This is a genomic window from Kitasatospora sp. NPDC032150 (assembly GCF_055579945.1).
Genome location: NZ_JBVIMH010000008.1, coordinates 168,685 through 185,691 on the forward strand (window position 1 = coordinate 168,685; position 17,007 = coordinate 185,691).

General features: G+C 72.8%; 17 protein-coding genes. 6 read left to right on the forward strand and 11 right to left on the reverse strand.

The window, feature by feature from the left end:
* Positions 1-40 precede the first annotated feature (40 nt).
* Positions 41-604, forward strand: coding sequence for a PPA1309 family protein (locus ACZ5ON_RS12585; protein ID WP_465589827.1), 564 nt, complete (start codon positions 41-43; stop codon positions 602-604).
* Between the two features lie 3 nt (positions 605-607).
* On the opposite strand, the gene ACZ5ON_RS12590 is transcribed toward ACZ5ON_RS12585, so the two are convergent.
* The 4 genes from ACZ5ON_RS12590 to ACZ5ON_RS12605 form a co-directional block, all read right to left on the reverse strand.
* Positions 608-1,690 (reverse strand): YlbL family protein, encoded by a 1,083-nt coding sequence (locus tag ACZ5ON_RS12590; RefSeq protein WP_465589830.1) that lies wholly within the window; start codon positions 1,688-1,690, stop codon positions 608-610.
* Positions 1,691-1,732: 42 nt separating this feature from the next.
* A complete protein-coding gene (locus ACZ5ON_RS12595) occupies positions 1,733-1,915 on the reverse strand; it encodes a hypothetical protein (protein WP_344638330.1) in 183 nt (60 codons plus the stop codon).
* 294 nt (positions 1,916-2,209) lie between these two features.
* Positions 2,210-2,653 (reverse strand): molybdenum cofactor biosynthesis protein MoaE, encoded by a 444-nt coding sequence (locus tag ACZ5ON_RS12600; protein WP_427395426.1) that lies wholly within the window; start codon positions 2,651-2,653, stop codon positions 2,210-2,212.
* Between the two features lie 238 nt (positions 2,654-2,891).
* The gene (locus ACZ5ON_RS12605) at positions 2,892-4,040 is read right to left on the reverse strand and encodes an NAD-dependent epimerase/dehydratase family protein (RefSeq protein ID WP_465589835.1); all 1,149 of its coding nucleotides are present in this window, start codon (positions 4,038-4,040) and stop codon (positions 2,892-2,894) included.
* 188 nt (positions 4,041-4,228) lie between these two features.
* Between ACZ5ON_RS12605 and ACZ5ON_RS12610 the strand changes: the two genes are divergently transcribed.
* Complete coding sequence (locus ACZ5ON_RS12610) at positions 4,229-5,824, forward strand: zinc-dependent metalloprotease (RefSeq protein ID WP_465590056.1); 1,596 nt, start codon at positions 4,229-4,231, stop codon at positions 5,822-5,824.
* On the forward strand, positions 5,821-6,408 hold the full coding sequence (locus ACZ5ON_RS12615; RefSeq protein WP_465589838.1) for an NUDIX hydrolase: 588 nt from the start codon (positions 5,821-5,823) through the stop codon (positions 6,406-6,408). The genes ACZ5ON_RS12610 and ACZ5ON_RS12615 overlap by 4 nt, the downstream gene beginning before the upstream one ends.
* A 61-nt stretch (positions 6,409-6,469) precedes the next feature.
* Here ACZ5ON_RS12615 and ACZ5ON_RS12620 read toward each other — a convergent pair whose 3' ends face one another.
* Positions 6,470-7,174, reverse strand: a complete 705-nt coding sequence (locus ACZ5ON_RS12620) for a M48 metallopeptidase family protein (protein ID WP_465590059.1) — start codon at positions 7,172-7,174, stop codon at positions 6,470-6,472.
* A 269-nt stretch (positions 7,175-7,443) separates the two neighbouring features.
* Here ACZ5ON_RS12620 and ACZ5ON_RS12625 point away from each other — a divergent pair, with 269 nt between their 5' ends.
* Positions 7,444-8,709, forward strand: coding sequence for a ThiF family adenylyltransferase (locus ACZ5ON_RS12625; RefSeq protein ID WP_465589841.1), 1,266 nt, complete (start codon positions 7,444-7,446; stop codon positions 8,707-8,709).
* A 222-nt stretch (positions 8,710-8,931) separates the two neighbouring features.
* Positions 8,932-10,305 (forward strand): ABC1 kinase family protein, encoded by a 1,374-nt coding sequence (locus ACZ5ON_RS12630; RefSeq protein ID WP_465589844.1) that lies wholly within the window; start codon positions 8,932-8,934, stop codon positions 10,303-10,305.
* Between the two features lie 106 nt (positions 10,306-10,411).
* Here ACZ5ON_RS12630 and ACZ5ON_RS12635 read toward each other — a convergent pair whose 3' ends face one another.
* The 4 genes from ACZ5ON_RS12635 to ACZ5ON_RS12650 all read right to left on the reverse strand — a co-directional run bounded on the left by ACZ5ON_RS12635 (position 10,412) and on the right by ACZ5ON_RS12650 (position 14,340).
* Positions 10,412-10,657: a hypothetical protein gene (locus ACZ5ON_RS12635; protein WP_344638402.1), complete on the reverse strand. Its 246-nt coding sequence runs from the start codon at positions 10,655-10,657 to the stop codon at positions 10,412-10,414.
* A gap of 149 nt (positions 10,658-10,806) precedes the next feature.
* Positions 10,807-11,169, reverse strand: coding sequence for a WhiB family transcriptional regulator (locus ACZ5ON_RS12640; RefSeq protein ID WP_344638337.1), 363 nt, complete (start codon positions 11,167-11,169; stop codon positions 10,807-10,809).
* 168 nt (positions 11,170-11,337) lie between these two features.
* Positions 11,338-11,790 (reverse strand): hypothetical protein, encoded by a 453-nt coding sequence (locus tag ACZ5ON_RS12645; protein WP_465589847.1) that lies wholly within the window; start codon positions 11,788-11,790, stop codon positions 11,338-11,340.
* A gap of 276 nt (positions 11,791-12,066) precedes the next feature.
* Positions 12,067-14,340, reverse strand: coding sequence for an ATP-dependent DNA helicase UvrD2 (locus ACZ5ON_RS12650; protein WP_465589850.1), 2,274 nt, complete (start codon positions 14,338-14,340; stop codon positions 12,067-12,069).
* A 182-nt stretch (positions 14,341-14,522) separates the two neighbouring features.
* On the opposite strand from ACZ5ON_RS12650, the gene ACZ5ON_RS12655 reads away from it, so the two are divergent.
* Positions 14,523-14,780 (forward strand): mycoredoxin, encoded by a 258-nt coding sequence (locus ACZ5ON_RS12655; protein ID WP_344638340.1) that lies wholly within the window; start codon positions 14,523-14,525, stop codon positions 14,778-14,780.
* On the opposite strand, the gene ACZ5ON_RS12660 is transcribed toward ACZ5ON_RS12655, so the two are convergent.
* The gene (locus ACZ5ON_RS12660; RefSeq protein ID WP_465589853.1) at positions 14,753-15,631 is read right to left on the reverse strand and encodes a GntR family transcriptional regulator; all 879 of its coding nucleotides are present in this window, start codon (positions 15,629-15,631) and stop codon (positions 14,753-14,755) included. The two genes, ACZ5ON_RS12655 and ACZ5ON_RS12660, sit on opposite strands and share 28 nt — an antisense overlap.
* 443 nt (positions 15,632-16,074) lie before the next feature.
* Positions 16,075-16,992: an NAD(+) diphosphatase gene (nudC, locus tag ACZ5ON_RS12665; RefSeq protein ID WP_465589858.1), complete on the reverse strand. Its 918-nt coding sequence runs from the start codon at positions 16,990-16,992 to the stop codon at positions 16,075-16,077.
* Positions 16,993-17,007: the final 15 nt, after the last annotated feature.

Genomic DNA, 17,007 nt, shown 5'->3' on the forward strand with positions numbered 1-17,007 from the left:
CCGCTCGGGGCCCGGGACCGGCGCATGTGAGGATTGGGGCATGTCCGATGCAAGCCACACCCTGTCCGGCGACGGCCGTCCGCCGGCCGCCACCCCGCTCACCCGTGCCGCCCTGGAGATCGACGAGTACGCCGCATCGCTCGGCTGGGACCTCCCGGCCCGGCTGTTCGCCCTGGTCGACGGTGAGCGGCTGAAGAAGGCCAACCCGGCGCTGGCCAAGCAGCTGGGCCTCGCCGACCAGGAGGACCCCGGCCTGACCCCGGTCGAGCAGGACGAGCTGCCCGCCGGAATGGAGCTGGACAAGTTCCTCGCCACCATCGCCTGGCCCGAGGCGGTGGCCGGCTGCGCGCTGGTGGTCGAGCGGCTGATGCTGCCGCCGGGCGCCGAGCAGTCCAGGCCCAAGAACGCCACCGAGGCCCAGCTGGCCGAGTGGGTGGCCGACCACCCGGAGCGCCAGGAGGTGCGGATCACCGCCGCCGTGCTGCGCGACGGCAAGAAGGAGATCGCCCTGCGGCTGCGCTCCAAGGACGCCGCCCGCGAGGTGCTGACCGGCCCCGACCTGGTCCCGGGCCTGACCGAAGCGCTACTGGCGACCTTCGCCTGACGGCTACTTGCCGCAGGACGGCAGTGCCGAGGTCTGGCCGGACCTGATCTCGTCGAGCGCCTTCAGGGCGTCGGCCAGCGTGTTCACCTTGATCAGCCGCAGGCCGCCGGGCGTGTTCCTGGCGGCCTCGGCGCAGTTGTCGGCCGGGGTGAAGAAGTACTCGGCGCCCTTGTTCCGGGCGGCGATCACCTTCATCGAGATGCCGCCGATCGGGCCGACCTTGCCGTCGTCGCTGATGGTGCCGGTGCCGGCGACGAACTTGCCGCCGGTCAGGTCGGTGGGGCTGAGCTTGTCGATGATGCCGAGCGAGAACATCAGTCCGGCACTCGGACCGCCGACGTCCTGCAACCCGATGTCGATCTTGAACGGGTAGGTGTGGACCACCCCGGGGCCGATCCCGACGATCGCCCGACCGGAGCCGTCCGTCGCCCTGGCGGTGGTGACGGTGACCTTCTGCTCGTCCGCCGGGTTCGGCTCGGCGCTGTCCTTGCCGTGCGGGACCACCGTGAACTCCACCGCCTCGCCGGGCTTGCGCTTGGTCACCTGCTTGGCGACCTCGGTCACCGCCGTGATCGGCGTGCCGTCCACCGCGACGATCTGGTCGCCCGCGTGCAGCTTGCCCTCGGACGGGCTGCCGGCCACCACCGAGTTGACCACCACCTCGGTGCCCACCGGGATCCCCAGCTGGGTGAGCGCGGCGGTCTTGGCGCTGTCCTCGGAGGAGGCGAACTCCTCCGCGTTCTGCTGCTGGGCCTGCTGGTCGCTCTGCCCCTCCGGGTAGACGTTCTCGTGCGGCACCACCAGCACGTCGTCACGCAGCCAGCCGACCACCATCGAGACCAGGCTGGGCTGGTACCTCGCCCCGGTCACCTGGACCGTGGTCATGTTGAGGTGCCCGCTGACCGGGTAGGTCTGGTGCCCGGTGATGCTGATCACCGGCTGGTCGGTACCGTCCTGCGTCCCGAGCGTGTTGTAGGTCGGCCCCGGGCTCATCTCGGTGTACGGCACCTTCATCAGCACCGAAACACAGAGCAGTGCTATGAGCATGAGGGTCGCGGCGAGCATCGTCGCAGAGCGGCGTGGCATGGCTCGACAGTACGGGACGGGGCTGACGGAGCGCGCCCCGGGCTACTGCCCGTGGCCCTTCGAGGCCGCCACCGTGCTGCGTTCCATCGCGGCCCGGAAGCGCTGGTGCTCCGCCAGCGAGGCCGGGTCACCGGTCGCCCGAGGCGTACGGGCGGCCCAGCCGGCCCAGATCATGGCGGCAACCGCCGCGACAACGGGGATCATCAACCAGGCGAGCGCAGCCATGTCCGTACTCCCAGCTCGTCGTGTCTATGAGCAGATTAACCAACCTGGCGGACAACGGCGGCGGCGCCATCCGGGTTACGGGCCGACATTCCCCGTCATCACCCGGAGGGACCCCGCCGACCCCCGGGTGGCCGATCGGGAGCCCCGGGTGGCCGATCGGGTGAACCACCCGGCGGGCACGGCCTCCGACGGCTCCGCCCGGGCCTCGCCCGCGCACGCACCACCGGGCGGCACCGGCCGACGCGAACCGGTACGGACGGCAGCCGCGGCCGGCGGGTGCCCGGGCGGCCGCGGCTAGCAGGAGCCCGCGCCCACCCACTCCTCCTCGCCGTCCGTGAAGACCTGGTGCTTCCAGATCGGCACCTCGTGCTTGAGATCGTCGATCAGCCGCCGGGCCGCCGCGAAGGCCTCGCCGCGGTGCGGGCAGGAGACCGCGACGATCACAGCCTTGTCGGTGATCCCCAGCCGGCCGACCCGGTGCACCGCCGCCAGCGCACGTACCGGGAACTCGGCGACGATCTTCTCGGCGATCCGGCGCATCTCCCGCTCCGCGGTGGGGTGGGCGCTGTACTCCAGTGCGGCGACCGACTTGCCCCCGTCGTGGTCCCGCACCGTCCCCACGAAGACCGTGGTGCCGCCGGCCGCGTCGTCGCCCACGGCCTCGTAGACCTCGTCCAGCGAGAGCGGGGTCTCGCGGACGGCCAGCAGGCGGATGGGGTCGCGGTGGTTCTCGGTCATGGCCACATGATCCCTCATCCGGGGCGGGCTCCAGCAAGGGGCTTTCGCATCACGATCGGAGAATTTCGCATTCCGGTAATCCCTATGAGGTTCCGATGGGACCGCCACCTGACCGGTGCGCGGTCCACGCGACAGCCGTCGAGCACACGCGGCGGAGCGCACCCGTGCGCTCCGCCCCACCGGGCCGCGGCCTCCCGCGCCCCGGAGTCCCCGACCACACCGGCCCGGAAGCCGCGACTCAGATCCGCCGGCGCTTGCGCGCCCGCCGGACCAGGGCGGCCGTACCGACCAGGGCAACCGTCGCACCGGCCGCGCCCAGGCTGGTTGCCGCCTCCTTGCCGCCCAGCCGCCGGCCCGCGACCGCGTGCTTGCCCGAGACCTGTTCCAGCAGCTCGGCCAGCACCTGCTCGTTGCTGAACGCCGGCCGCCAGCCCGCCTCGTGCAGCCGGCTGCCGGAGACCACCCAGGGGTACATGGTGTACGCGAGATCGCCCGCCGGAGCCGGGGTCAGCCCGAGCCGGTGCAGCCGTGCCGCCGTGCCGAGCGCCAGCGAGGCCGGCAGCTCCATCCGCCGGATGCCCGACAGCTCCTCGACGTCCTCCTGCTCCAGCCAGCCGTCGCAGCCGACCGTCACCTCGCCCTCGACCAGGCCCAGCGCCGCGTACTCCAGTGCCGAGGCCAGGTCGTCCAGGTGGCAGAACTGCCAGCACGGCCGCGAACCGGCCACCACCAGCAGCCTGGGCGCCTCGAAATGCCTGGTCAGCACCGTGTCCACCCCGGGCCCGACGACCACGGCCGGGCGCAGCACCGTCACCTGCAGGCCCGGGTGGGCACGCGGCGCCCGGCGGGCGAGGCGCTCGATCTCCAGCAGGTCGCCGACCAGCGAGGCCTCCTCGGTGGCCCGCAGCTCGGAGTCCTCCGCCAACGGCACCTCGTTGTCCGGCAGCGCGCCGTAGACCATCGCCGAGGTGCAGAGCACCACCCGGCCGACCCCGGCGGCCGCGGCCGCGGTGACCACGGTCTGGGCGCCGCGCACGTTGTACGCGCTGCGCGCCCGCGGGTCGGACTCCATGCCGAGGTCCATCGCCAGGTGGACCACCACGTCCACGCCGGCCAGCCGCTCGGCCACCGCCGGGTCCCGGACGTCCAGTACCCGCCAGTGCACGCCGGGCACCTCACCGCGCCGATCGTCCAGCGCCAGCACCCTGCGGATGTGCGGCGAGGCCACGAGCCGCGCCGCGACCCGCTCGCCGAGCACGCCGGCGGCACCGGTGACGGCCACGGTGAGTGGCCGCCCGCCGTAGGCTGGAGACGGCGAACCTGCGGCAGCCGGGCCGTCCTCCCCTCCGGTCAGCCCAGAGCGAACGTCCGAAGGCGGGGAACTCACCGGCCATCCTCCACGGTTAGCTTATGTGCGTACGTACGAGTGTCACGTACCGTCCATCCTGCCCGAGGCGCGGGCCAGGCAGTGCACCCGGCACGGTCCGGGTCGCCGAGCCGCAGCTCTGCATCCCGCCTCGGGCCCGCACTTCCCGCCACACCACCCGCGTGACGGCCGACCAGATCGAGGACCCCGTGAGCGACCTCCCCTTCGGATTCGCCGTTCCGCCCGAGGAGCCCGAGGACGGCAAGGGCAAGCCCGACAAGGACGAGCGCGGGCAGGACAAGCCCGAGCAGGGCAAGTCGGACGACGCGGCCAAGGGCGCCGGGTCCGGCCCGACGCCGCAGCAGCCGTTCGGGTTCGCCGGCGCCAACCCGCTGAGCGCGCTCTTCGGCATGAGCGGCATGGGAGGCCCGGGCGCTCCCGGTGGTCCGGGCGGGGCCGACAACCCCTTCGGCGCGATGTTCGGCGGCCTCAACCCGGGTGACCTGGGCGCCGCCTTCCAGCAGCTCGGCCAGATGCTCTCGTTCGACGGCGGCCCGGTGAACTGGGAGCTGGCCAAGGACATCGCCCGGCAGACCGTGGTCGCCGAGCCCGCCGAGGGCAAGAGCAAGGACCGTTCGGTCGGCGCCGCCGAGCGCTCGGCCGTCGAGGAGGCCGTCCGCCTCGCCGACCTCTGGCTGGACTCGGTCACCGAGTTCCCCTCCGGTGCCGGTACCGCCGTCGCCTGGAGCCGGGCCGAGTGGATCGAGGCCACCCTGCCGGTCTGGAAGGACCTGGTCGACCCGGTCGCCGAGCGGGTCGCGGGCGCCATGGGCGGCGTGCTGCCCGAGGAGATGCAGGCCATGGCCGGGCCGCTGATGGGCATGATGCGCTCGATGGGCGGCGCGATGTTCGGCACCCAGATCGGGCAGGCGCTCGGTGCGCTGGCCGCCGAGGTGGTCGGCTCCACCGATGTCGGTCTGCCGCTCGCCCCGGCCGGCAAGGCCGCGCTGCTGCCGCAGAACGTCGCCGAGTTCGGCGAGGGCCTGAGCGTCCCCGCCGAGGAGGTCCGGCTCTACCTGGCCCTGCGCGAGGCCGCCCACCAGCGGCTCTTCGCCCACGTCCCGTGGCTGCGGGCGCACCTGTTCGGCGCCGTCGAGGCGTACGCGCGCGGCATCAAGGTGGACGCCTCCCGGATGGAGGAGTTGGTCGGCCAGCTCGACCCGGGCAACCCCGAGGCGCTCCAGGAGGCGCTGGCCGGCGGTCTGCTCCAGCCCGAGGACACCCCCGAGCAGAAGGCCGCGCTGGCCCGGCTCGAGACAGCCCTCGCCCTGGTCGAGGGCTGGGTGGACGCGGTGGTGCACGCCGCCGCCGAACCGCACCTGCCGCAGGCCGGCGCGCTGCGCGAGACGGTGCGCCGCCGCCGGGCCGCCGGTGGCCCGGCCGAGCAGACCTTCGCCACCCTGGTCGGTCTGGAGCTCCGCCCGCGCCGCCTGCGCGACGCCTCCCGGCTGTGGGCCTCGCTGGCCGACGCCCGTGGCATCGAGGGCCGGGACGCCCTCTGGGGGCACCCCGACATGCTGCCCACCGCCGCCGACCTGGACGACCCGGACGGCTTCGTGCACCAGGGCACCGGTGACGCCCTCGAGGGCGGCATCGACTTCGACGCGCTCAACAAGCTGCTCGGCGAGGCCGCGGCCGGCGGGCACGGCACGCCGGGTGCGAAGGCGCCGGGCGAGAAGGCCGACGAGAAGGCCGACGAGGAGTCGGACGAGAACGGCACGGACGAGGGCGGGGCCAAGGCATGACCGTGATCGACCCGAACGGCACCGGCCTACACGCCGACGCCGTCCGCGCCCTGTCCGCCTGGTCGGTGGCCGACGCCGACCAGGAGCAGCTCCGCCGGGACTACCTGGGCCACCTGGCCGAGCAGCCCGAGGGCCTCTACCGGAGCTGCCTGCCCGCGCACATCACCGCCAGCGCCGTGGTGGTGGACCCGGCCGCCGGGCGGGTGCTGCTCACCCTGCACCCCAAGGTCGGCATCTGGCTGCAGATGGGCGGCCACTGCGAGCCGGGCGACGCCACCCTCGCCGCCGCCGCGCTGCGCGAGGCCACCGAGGAGTCGGGCATCGAGGGGCTCGAACTGCTCTCCGTCGACGGGACGCCGACACCGGTCAAGCTCGACCGGCACCTGGTCCGCTGCGCCGGCAAGGACCAGCCGGAGAACACCCACCTCGACGTGCAGTACGTGGCGCTCGCCCCGGTCGGCGCCCAGGCGCTGATCAGCGAGGAGTCGCTGGACCTGCGCTGGTTCGACTACGACCGCCTGCCCGAGCTGACCGACGTCTCCGTCCGCGAACTGGTCGCCCTGGCCCGTGAGCTGACCGGCTGAGCGGGTCCGGGGCCGGGTGGCCCCGCCGACCGGCTGACGCCCGGGGGCGGACCCCCGGGCGTCAGTCGCAGGATTCGGGCGCCTCGTCCGCGGCCGGGGCACGGCCACCGCGCGCGCCGGGGATGTGCGGCAGCCGGGCGGCGGAGGCGACCCCCTCCAGGTAGCCGCGGGCCCGCTCGGTGCGCGGGTACGCCTCCAGCAGTGCCCAGAACGCCGGGCCGTGGTCGGGCACCAACAGGTGCGCCAGCTCGTGCAGCAGTACGTAGTCCACCACGTAGCCGGGCATGCCCTGGAGCCGGTGGGACAGCCTGATGGTGCGCTCGCTGGGGGTGCAGGAGCCCCAGCGGGAGTTCTGGTTGGTCACCCAGCGGACCTGCTCGGGCTCGGCCCTGCCGTCCAGATAGGCCGCCGAGAGCTCCTGGGCCCGTGTCTGGAGGGCATCGTCCCCGAGCGTGCGGCGGCGCTCCTGGGCGGCCAGTTTCTCGAGCATCTGCGCCACCCAGCGCTGCTCCTCCGCGTGCGACATCCGGGCGGGGATCAGCACCACCGTCCGGTCGCCCTCGCGGTAGGCGGAGACCGTACGGCTGCGGCGGGCGCTGCGCCGCACCTCGACCTCGGACCGGTCGGGAACCTGGACGTCCCGGCCCGGGGCGCCCTCGCGGGCGGACGGGACCTCGCGGACCGAGGCGGAATCGGGATGCGCGGCGGCGCCGGAGAGCGGGGATGCGCCGGGTGCGGGGCACGCACGGCCGCTCGGCGTCGCCACTCCCGGCCCGGGGGCTGCACGGGCACGCCTGGGCGACACCGAAGGCTGGGAGTCCCTTTCGGCTGCCATGACACCCGACGTTACCCGGTGTCACCGACAGAAGTCCGCTGCCGTGGCCGAAGTGTCCGTTTGGTCGAGCGGGGACGGAACTCCGGATCGGCCGGGCCCGAAAGTTGTCCACAGGCTGTGCGGAACGATGGTCGGATCATCGTCCAGCGCCTGTGGACAACCGGCGCCGGGCCGGCGGCTCGATCGGGCATCCTGCCGTCGTGAACACCCGGACAGCACCCGCGCCGACCTCGCACCAACCGCCCTGCACCGACCCCGCACCGCTGTCCTCGTCCCGACCCGCACCGCCGCACCGCACCGCACCGCGCCGGAGGACCACCATGAACCCCCTCTCCAGGCCCATGCTCAAGCCCGCACTCTCCCGCGCCTGGCGGGACAGAGACACCCTCCAGTTCGGCACCGTCCATCGGCACGCCCGCCTGGTCGAGCAGGTCGACCAGCCCGTCGCCGCCTTCCTGGACCTGATCGACGGCACCCGGGAGCACGGCGCCCTGCTGGCCTCCGGTGAGCGGCTCGGTCTCGGCAGCGGGGTGGCCGAGCAGCTGCTCGCCTCGCTGGCGCAGAACGGCCTGCTGGACGACGCGGAGGCCACCGCCGGGACCCTGGCCGGATATCCGCGCCCGCAGCAGGACCTGCTAGGCCCCGACCTGGCCTCGCTCTCCCTGGTCCACCCCGCGCCCGGCGAGGCCCCGGCCGTGCTCCGGGGGCGCAGCCGGGCCCGGGTGGAGGTGCGCGGCGCCGGCCGGGTGGGGGCGGCGGTCGCCGCCGCCCTCGCCGCGGGCGGGGTCGGTTCGGTCACCGTGCTGGACCGGGGACGCGTCACGGCCCAGGACTGCTCCCCCGCCGGCCACCCGCCGACCGAGATCGGCCGGCTGCGCACCACCGCCGCCCGGGAGGTGGTGCACCGGGCCGCTGGCTCCCCGGACGGGGAGCGGCACCGCCGCGGCTCCCGGACGCCGGACGCGGACGCGCCGCCGATGTTGGTCGTACTGGCCCCTCGGGACGGCAGCGGCGCCTTCACCGGCACGGCGGCCGAGGCCCACCGGCTGATGCGCGCGGGCGTCCCGCATCTGTACGTCGGCGTACTGGAGCACCTGGGCGTCGTCGGGCCGCTGGTCCTGCCGGGCGCCTCGGCCTGCGGCAGCTGCGCCACGCTGGCCCGGCGGGACGAGGACGAGTCCTGGCCCAGGCTTCTCGCCCAGCTCGGTGACGAGGGCCCGGGGCGGCCTCGGACGCCCGCCTGCGACAGCGCGCTCGCCACCGCGGTGGCCGGGCTCGCGGCCCTGCACGTCCAGCTGTACCTGGACGGCGGGAGCCCGCCGAGCATCGACGGCTGGTACGAGGTCTCGGCTGCCGACGGCATGGCCCGGCGGCTTCGGCTGCCCAGCCACCCGGACTGCGGCTGCCTCTGGCAGTCGGCGCCCCGGCTCCGGCCGGCCACCGGGGAGTCGATGCATCCGGCCTGATACGCGCCCCCGACAACCGGGGCACGCCCTCCGCGCGCCCCGACCTCGCCAAGTCACCGGCCGTTCACGTGATCATCAGCGCGAACAGCGCTTTCGTTCAATGGACTCGATCCCATGGGACCGTTCGACCGAACAGCTCCGGCGAGCGGGCACAATGGCGTAGTGACCACCATCCTCCGGTCTGTTGTGACCGACGGGGACAACTGACTGGGAGGCCCCCGGGTGAGCGATCTTCCCCGCAAGGCAGTGACCCGTACGGCTCGGCTCGCCGCCCTCCCCCTCGGGATAGCCGGACGCGCCACCCTGGGCCTCGGCAAGCGCATCGGCGGACGTTCGGCGGAGGTGGTCACCGCCGAGCTCCAGCAGGCCACCGCCGACCAACTCTTCAAGGTCCTGGGGGAGTTGAAGGGCGGCGCAATGAAGTTCGGGCAGGTGCTCTCGGTCTTCGAGGCCGCACTGCCCGAGGAGGTCGCCGGACCGTACCGGGCGGCCTTGACGAAGCTTCAGGACGCCGCACCGCCGATGCCCGCCGCCTCCGTGCACGCCGCACTGGCCGAACGACTCGGCAAGGACTGGCGGGAGAACTTCCTGAGCTTCGACGACAAGCCGGCCGCCGCCGCCTCGATCGGCCAGGTGCACCGGGCCGTCTGGCACGACGGACGCGAGGTCGCGGTCAAGGTGCAGTACCCGGGCGCGGGTGAGGCACTCCTCTCCGACCTCGCCCAACTCGGCCGGGTCGCCTGGCTGCTGGGCCCGCTGATCCCCGGGCTCGACATCAAGCCGCTGATCTCCGAGCTGCGCGAGCGGGTCTCCGAGGAACTCGACTACGAGCTGGAGGCCGAGGCCCAGCGCCGCCACGCCGAGGAGTTCGCCGACGACCCGGACATCACGGTGCCCGGAGTGGTGGCCCAGACCGACCAGGTGCTGGTCACCGAGTGGCTGGACGGCATCCCGCTCGCCGAAGTGATCGCCAACGGCACCCAGCGCGAGCGCGATCGGGCCGGTCAGTTGCTCGCCCGCTTCCTGTTCGCCGGCCCTTCCCGGACCGGCCTGCTGCACGCCGACCCGCACCCCGGCAACTTCCGCCTCATCAAGGACGGCCGGGCGGCCTCCGACTGGCGCCTGGGCGTGCTCGACTTCGGCACCGTGGACCGGCTGCCCGAGGGCCTGCCCGCCCCGATCGGGGACTCACTGCGGATGGCCCTGGCCGGGGACGCCGCCGGAGTTCTGGAGATGCTCCGCGAGGAGGGCTTCGTCAAGCCGTCGATCGAGCTGGATCCGGACGCGGTCCTGGAGTACCTGCTGCCGATCATCGAGCCGGCCACCGTGGACACCTTCCACTTCACCCGTAGCTGGATGCGCGCTCAGGCGGCCCGGATCGCCGATCCCCGCTCGCCCGCCTACAACCTCGGCAAGCAGCTCAATCTGCCGCCCGCGTATCTACTCATCCACCGGGTCACCCTCAGCACCATCGGGGTGCTCTGCCAGCTGAGCGCCAAGGCTCCGTTCCGGGCCGAGATGCTGGAGTGGCTCCCCGGCTTCGCCGAGGAGAGCGCCGCGGAGGAGGAGCTGGCGGAGGCCCTGGAAGAGAGCTGACGCCCGGCCAGCGTCCCGGATGCGGCGATGGCCGCTCCCCTGCGAGCAGGGGAGCGGCCATCGCCGTACGGGGTGCGGTTGTCAAACCGCAGGGCGCGGAGGCCGGTTACATCACCGCGACCGCGAGCGCCTTGCGGGCGCGCAGCGAAGCGCGCTCGGCCCGGCGCTTCAGCTTCGCGGCCCGCGCGACGCGGACGGCCAGACGTTGGTGCTCGGCCTCTTGCAAGCGCTCTTGCATATGGGCCCGTGCCAGGGATTCCTGGAGAAGATGCATTTCGCGTGTCCTGTTCTGGATCTGAAGTTCAGTGCTCTGCTCGGCGCGGACGGCGGAGTCGATGGCGGCGGGGGTCATGTGGTGGTCCTGCTCGTGGTACTTGCTCGGGAAGGGACGGGAGGCTTCTGCGTCCGCCTTGGCGGCGGCGACGCGGATGGAGTGCCGAAGCACGCTGTCCAGCGGGGGCTGCTCTCCCCGGCGGACGGCTGCCGCGGACTTCGCGGGGTTCATGCCACGACCTCGTTCTTGCGCGGACGGCCCCGGGGCCGCTTGCGGGCGACGACCACGCCCTGCACGAAGAGCTCGCCACCCCAGACGCCCCAGGGCTCACGCCGCTCCAGCGCACCGGCCAGGCAGGCCTCCTTCACGGGGCAGGTGCCGCAGAGCGACTTGGCGTACTCGACGTCCGCCGGCGTCTCCGCGAAGAAGACCTCGGGGTCGAAGGCACGACACGGGATGGGCTGTCCGAGCGCCTCGGCGTCGTCGAGCGCGGTGAGCTGCATGAGGGAAACCTCCGGAGGGTCAGCCTGGTCGGCCTTGGTGTTGTCTGTCGGTACGGACGGGAGTGGCGGTGTGATGACCGTGGACACTGTGGGTGTTCCTCGTCTTCTCTCTGTGGTTCCGATCCGGACCTACTGGTGGGGTTGGATCGGAGGCCCCGAGGGGCCAGGGTGGGTCTGACGTACCGGACAAACAGAAGGGCCGCGGATCCCGGTGTACGGGTTTCCGCGGCCCTGGAGTGCCGACCTGAGGATGGCTCAGGTTCGTTCTCTCCAGGGTCCAGGCCCGCGGAAGGCCCGCATCCGGGTGGCCATGGCGCCGGCAAAGGCGGCCGTGGCCTGGTTAATCTGCTGCTGCTCCTGCTTCTGGGCTGCTCCGGCACCGATGACCTGGGCATAGACGCCATGCTTGACGGCGGCTACGACGGCCTTCGATGCCTGGAGCGGTCGCTCGACACGGGACAGACCCGCCTCGACGGACGTGGCATCAGTGTTGCCAACGCCACTGACAGTGGCGCCGCCGAGAACGGCGGTATCGGCGACAGAGAGACCGGTGGCGTCGAGACCCAGACCGCGTTCGGCAAGGACGACCACGCCACGCAGCTGCGCGGCGGAGGCCGGGGTGCAGAAGGCGTCGAACTGCGAGAGGGCGCGCCAGGGCATGGCGACGACGGTCTGGCCAGTCAGTTTGGTGATCATCTTGGTTCCCACTGTCATCGCCTCCTCTCGGCGTCTCGCGGTGCCCAGTCCCCCGGGCTCCGATGTTCGAATGTCTGTCAGGTGTGGCTCAGATACTGCAAGTTCAGCTTCAGCAAAGCTCAGGCATGGCTGATGGTGCGCAGGGGAAAGCTGTTTCAGGAGTGACCCCGTACAGCTCGCGGTCTCGACCCCTTGACCGCTCCGGCAGGCTATTGCGCTCCCAGCACGACGCGCAAACTATTTTTTCGGCGAGTTCCGAGGCGGGTTCCGGAGCGGTCTTCCGAGCGGCTAGGCCGGCTCGTCCGACTCCCCCGAGTCTCCCCCCGTGATCTCCCCCTGCTGGTCTCCCTCGGACTCGTCCTCGGGTACCTCCCCAGCACACAACGACAGCACGGCAGCCCCGTACTTGTCCAGTTTCATCGCGCCGACACCCGAGATCCGGGCCAGCTCGCCGGTACTGGTGGGGACATCCTCGGCGATCGCCATCAGAGTGGCGTCGGTGAACACCACATAGGCCGGGGCGCCCTGCTCCTTCGCCTTCCGGGCCCGCCAGTCGCGCAGCCGCTCGTACAGGGCCTCGTCCATCGAGGAGGGGCAGTCCTCGCAGCGGCGCAGCTTGCGCTCCACCGCGTCGGTCAGGGTGCGGTCGCAGACCCGGCACTTGACCGGGCCGCGCGAGCGGCGGGCGGCCGGACGCTCGGCGCCGTACTCCACCCCACCGCGGCCGCCCCGCGAGCGCCCGCCGGGAGCGCCCGAGCCCGGCCGCAGGCCGTCCAGGAAGCGGGTGGGCTTGCGGCTCGCCCGGCCACCCGGGGAGCGGGAGAGCGCCCAGGACAGTGTCAGGTGCACCCTGGCCCGGGTGACCCCGACGTAGAGCAGCCGGCGTTCCTCCTCGATCTGCTCGTCGGTCTTGGCGTAGATGATCGGCAGGGTGCCCTCGGAGAGGCCGACCAGGAAAACCGCGTCCCACTCCAGGCCCTTGGCGGCGTGCAGCGAGGCCAGGGTGACGCCCTCGACGGCGGGGGCGTGCTGGGCCGCGGCGCGGGCGTCCAACTCGGTGACGTAGGCGGCGAGGTCGCAGGGCTCGCCCGCGCCGCGGCGGGCGGCCTCGAACTCCTCGGCGAGCCGGACCAAGGCGGCCAGCGACTCCCAGCGCTCGCGGACGGTGCCCGATCCGGCCGGGGGCACCGGGGTGAAGCCCCGGCTGGCCAGCACCGCGCGGACCTGCCCTGCGAGGTCGGGCGCATCGGCGGTCAGCGGGTCGGCCCCGGCGCGGGCGGCACCGCGCAGCAGCATCACCGCGTCCCTCACCTCGGGGCGCTCGAAGAACCTCTCGGCGCCCTTGAGCTGGTAGGAGATGCCAAGGTCGGCCAGTGCCTGCTCGTAGACCTCGGACTGGCCGTTGGTGCGGAACAGGACGGCGATCTCGCTCGCCCGCACGCCCTGGGCGAGCAGCTTCTCGACCGTGTGCGCGGTGGCCTCGGCCTCGGTCGGCTCGTCCGGGTACTCGACGTAGACCGGCTCGGGACCGGCCTCGCGCTGGGAGACCAGCTCCAGGCGGTGCCGCGCGGCCTGGCCCCCGGCCTGGGCGAGCAGGCCGTTGGCCAGGTGGACCACCTGCGGGGTGGAGCGGTAGTCGCGGACCAGCTTGACCACCGTGGCCTCGGGGTGCCGGTTGCGGAAGTTCAGCAGGTAGTCGGGGGTGGCCCCGGTGAAGGAGTAGATGGTCTGGCTGGCGTCGCCGACGACGCAGAGGCTGGCGCCCCCGGCCGTCCACTGGTCGAGCAGGCGCTGCTGGAGCGGGGAGACGTCCTGGTACTCGTCCACGGTGAGGTGGCGGTACTGGGCGCGGACCCGATCGGCGATCTCCGGCCGGTCCTCCAGGATCGCGGCGGTGAGCAGCAGCACGTCCTCGAAGTCGATCACGCCGCGGTCGCGCTTGGCCTGCTCGTAGGTGGCGTAGACCCGGGCGATCTCGGCCGGGTCGCGCGGGGCCTCGCGGCCGGTCTTGACCACGGCGGCCGGGTAGTCGTCCGGCACGATCTGGGTGACCTTGGCCCACTCGATCTCGGCGGTGAGGTCGCGCAGCTCGGTGCGCTGCACCCGCAGGCCGCTGCGGCCGGCCGCCTCGGCGACCAGCTGGACCTTGCGCTCGAGCAGCCTGGGCACTTCACCGCCGATCGCCCGCGGCCAGAAGTACTGGAGCTGGCGCAGCGCGGCGGCGTGGAAGGTGCGGGCCTGCACGCCCTCGGCACCGAGCTGCCGCAGCCGCCCGCGCATCTCGCCCGCGGCACGGGCGGTGAAGGTGACCGCGAGCACCTGCTGCGGCTGGTAGGCGCCGCTGCGCACGCCGTAGGCGATCCGGTGGGTGATGGCCCTGGTCTTGCCCGTCCCGGCGCCCGCCAGGACGCACACGGGCCCGTGCAGGGCCGTGGCCACCGCCCGCTGCTCGGGGTCGAGCCCGGCCAACACGGCGTCGGCGCCGAGCGCCGCCCCACCGGCGGCGCGGAGGGTGTCGTACGGGCCGGAGGCGCCCAGGAGCTCTTGCTGCATGCCGTCCATCCTCGCAGGGTCGGCCGACATTCCGTTTCGGGTTGTCCACAGGCCCCGCAAGATGGTCGGATGATCGCCCCACAAACCGGCGCGCGTGCTACGTCACACGCCGGGCGCACGAGGAATGCCGAAAGCACTCCGTATGTTCTCGTCGCAGAACGCACGCCCCCTTCCCTAAGGAGCCCATCGCCATGTCCGGCAGCGTCACGATGTACAGCACGACCTGGTGCGGGTACTGCAACCGCCTCAAGAGCCAGCTGGACCGCGAGGGCATCGGCTACACCGAGATCAACATCGAGGAGGACCCGACCTCGGCGTCCTTCGTCGAGTCGGTGAACAACGGCAACCAGACCGTGCCGACCGTGCTCGTGCGGCCGGTCGGCGGCGGCGAGCAGGTCGTGATGACCAACCCGAGCCTGCTTCAGGTCAAGAAGGCCTTGGCCGCCTGACCGGGAATCAGCTCGGCGGCGGCCTCGGCCGACTCCGGCCCGGGGCCGCCGCCCGCCTGGGGCACCGGCCTGGCACCCAGCTCGCCGAGGCCGTACACCAGCCGGCAGCGGTCCGCCGAGTAGCGTGACTCGACCACCCGGACCGGGCCGCGCCGGTCGTACGTGACCCGGGTCTGCACCAGCAGCGGCACACCGGGACCGCCCTGGAACCAGGCCGACTCCTCCGGCCCCGGCATCCGGGAGACCAGGTGGTCCACCGCGCCGATCTCGGTACGGCCCAGCGCGGCCAGCACCGACTCGTCGCCGCCCGGCACCGGGTCCGGCTCCATCAGCGGCGTGCCGGCGGCCAGCCCCGCCCGGTAGTGGCTCTCCTCGATCGAGTACGGCTCACGGTCCATCAGCCGCAGCTGACGGCGGACCACCACCGCCTCGCCCGGCCGCATCCCGAGCCGCTCGGCGACGTCCACCCGGGCCCGGACGATCAGCATCTCGAAGTCCACCGTCAACCGGCGGCCCGCCGCCTTCGCCTCCTTCGGGTAGACCTCGGAGGGTGCGGTCAGGCAGTCCGGCAGACCGGGGGCCGGCGCCGGGCCGAACGCCCGGTGGTCCAGCACCGGGTGCTCCTTGAGGAAGGTCCCCTTGCCCTGGAGGCGGACCAGCCTGCCCTCGTTGACCAGCACGTCGACCGCGAGGCGGACGGTGTTGCGGGCCACGCCGTACTGCTGCTCCAGCTCTCCCTCGACTGGGAGCGGGACGTCGCTCGGCCACTCCCCGGCCGCGATGCGGCGGCGCAGATCGGCGGCCAGGCGCTGGTACTTCGGTGATTGGGCACTGCCCCTTGGGATTGTCACCCCAGTGAATGTAGCGAGAGGGCTTGCGCCATTTCAGCGGAACCGGCCAATACCGGCCGGGATCGAGGATTCAGGCATTGATCCGGACCGGAACGGTTGCAGACGGGCGGTGACACCTCCGCCGAATCCGGTGCCGCATTCCGACCGGCGCACCGGGGGTGGATCCGCGCCCCTGCCGGTACCGCGCACCGGCACAACGCGCACCCGCCCGATCGGCAACGCGCCGCCCCGGTCGGCCCACGGCGGCCGCCTGGCCGGCCGGGAAGATCCCCGAGCATCGCCCGGACCCGTTCCGGACAACCCCGACAATCACGGTCGGAAGTCATCGAATCCAGCCAAGGAATCGATCAAATTAATCCGACAATAAAGCCCGAAGGGGCGTGCAGAGACTTTCTGCACGCCCCTTTTTCGATCCTGCGGGCCGACGACTGCCGATGAGTCGTCTAGGACAGCGGCTCGCCGTACCAGAGTTCGACCAGATGACGCGCGATCGAAATTCCGGACGGCGGTAGGATCTCGCCCGCGGCCATCTGGGCCCGCAGCTCCTCGCGGGAGAACCAGCGCGCCTCGGCCAGCTCCTCGCCGTCGACCGTGATCGCGGTGCCGTCCGGCGCGGCCTTGCCCAGGAAGCCCAGCATCAGGCTGGCTGGGAACGGCCAGGGCTGGCTGGCCACGTACCGGACCTCGGCGACCTTGACCCCGGACTCCTCTTGGACCTCCCGGGCCACCGCCTGCTCGATCGACTCACCCGGCTCGACGAAACCGGCCAGCGTGGACCAGCGGCCCTCCGGCCAGATCGCCTGCCGGCCGAGCAGGCAGCGGTCCTGCTCGTCGGTGATCAGCATGATCACCGCCGGGTCGGTGCGCGGGTAGTGCTCGGCGGCGCAGGAGGTGCACCGGCGTACGTGCCCGGCGCCCGCCTTCTCGGTCGCATGGCCGCAGCGGGAGCAGAAGCTGTGCAGCCGGTGCCAGTGCTCCAGCGCGACCGCGTGCACCAGCAGCCCGGCGTCGCGGTCCGAGAGCAGCGCTCCGACCTCGCGCAGCCCGGCCGGGCGGGCGTCGCCGTCCAGCCGGCCGGGCAGGCTCTCGCCGGCCAGCGCGAAGTACGAGACGCCGTCCTCGTCGGTACCGAGGAAGTACCGGTCGCCCCCCTGCGGCGCCTGGAAGGAAGGCAGCAGCACCAGTTCGGTGCCCAGCTCGGTGTCGACCACGAAGACCTCGCCGCCGGAGATCGGCAGCACCTTGGTGCTCGGGTGACTCCAGGCCGCCGCCAGCCACGGCTCGTCGAACCGGTGCTGTGCAGCCCGGTCCACGCCGGCGCGAGCCAGGGCGAGAGGCTTGGTATCAGGCACGGTGCTCAACTCGGTCCATCCCCG

Coding starts and splice junctions, on each gene's coding strand:
- ACZ5ON_RS12585 (WP_465589827.1), top strand. CDS start 41: ATGTCCGATGCAAGCCACACCCTGTCCGGCGACGGCCGTCCGCCGGCC.
- ACZ5ON_RS12590 (WP_465589830.1), bottom strand. CDS start 1,690: ATGCCACGCCGCTCTGCGACGATGCTCGCCGCGACCCTCATGCTCATA.
- ACZ5ON_RS12595 (WP_344638330.1), bottom strand. CDS start 1,915: ATGGCTGCGCTCGCCTGGTTGATGATCCCCGTTGTCGCGGCGGTTGCC.
- ACZ5ON_RS12600 (WP_427395426.1), bottom strand. CDS start 2,653: ATGACCGAGAACCACCGCGACCCCATCCGCCTGCTGGCCGTCCGCGAG.
- ACZ5ON_RS12615 (WP_465589838.1), top strand. CDS start 5,821: ATGACCGTGATCGACCCGAACGGCACCGGCCTACACGCCGACGCCGTC.
- ACZ5ON_RS12635 (WP_344638402.1), bottom strand. CDS start 10,657: ATGACCCCCGCCGCCATCGACTCCGCCGTCCGCGCCGAGCAGAGCACT.
- ACZ5ON_RS12650 (WP_465589850.1), bottom strand. CDS start 14,340: ATGGACGGCATGCAGCAAGAGCTCCTGGGCGCCTCCGGCCCGTACGAC.
- ACZ5ON_RS12655 (WP_344638340.1), top strand. CDS start 14,523: ATGTCCGGCAGCGTCACGATGTACAGCACGACCTGGTGCGGGTACTGC.